This window comes from Microbacterium sp. HSID17254, from assembly GCF_003989315.1.
Classification (GTDB): domain Bacteria; phylum Actinomycetota; class Actinomycetes; order Actinomycetales; family Microbacteriaceae; genus Microbacterium.
On sequence record NZ_RBLT01000148.1, the window covers coordinates 1 to 893 of the forward strand.

Annotated in this window: 1 protein-coding gene; it reads left to right on the plus strand. The window is 56.9% G+C overall.

Annotation, left to right across the window (positions count from 1 at the left end):
* Positions 1-784: hypothetical protein (locus tag D8M34_RS19140; RefSeq protein ID WP_161973097.1), on the plus strand; the 784-nt coding region annotated here is incomplete at its 5' end.
* Positions 785-893 lie beyond the last annotated feature (109 nt).

The window sequence follows — 893 nt, forward strand, 5'->3', positions numbered from 1 at the left end:
CGTCCCGTCAGTAATCGCCGCAGTAAAGATCTGGTTCCTTGCGTCGGGGAATATCCAAAGCGTTGCACCAATCTTAGTAACTGCGAATCTGCTGAACATCTGGACCGGCACCGCCCCGGTGCTGTTTCTGAACACGTTCTTCTTCCTGCCGGCCTTGATCGCGCTTCGCGTCTTCCAGTACGAATGGCGTGAGCGGGATGTCTATCAAGACCCAAAAGGTCGTGGGCGGATGGTTCGATGGATCATCGCATTGCAGGCATCTCAGGTCGCTCTGGCGCTCTACTTTTTCGGCGCCCGCGACTCAAGGGGACTTTTTATGGCGCTCGCCATATCAACTATAGGCTTTATTGCCTTCCTGGTCCGTTCGCCTGAGTTGATCGGTGAGCGTCGGTGGCCCACCAAGGTGAGGCGTCGGCTACATTTCTACTTTGCGGCGATGGGGGCGATGCTTATCTCCGTAATCGGCACGTGGGTATTTGCGTGGACCGCGCTTTCGCCGGTTTATCCACTTGAACGTTTTGAGTTCGGAGATGTTCGATGGCCTACTGCATCGATCGGCTATGTGCTGGCTGTCGACGATGTCTCGCTAACGCTTCAGAGGCCGGATATCGGATCGACTGTGCGAATTCCTTCAGGTTCCGTGCTCGCTCGTGAGATATGCTCGCCCGGAACTGCGGTTGCACCTGGGGTTGTGCGGCTGAACAAGCTCCTGTTCTCGGAGTCGCCTTCCGCGCCCGTCTCTCCCGCGACGTGTGAGCTGGATCTGGGCTGGTTCTGGCAGTAACATGGCTGTCATTGCGGATCCGACTCAGTCATAGTCCGCGTCGTGTACCACGAATCGGCTCAGGTCGATTGTCGGGTCTCATCTGATGGTTGACGTTCTTGGCCCGGGT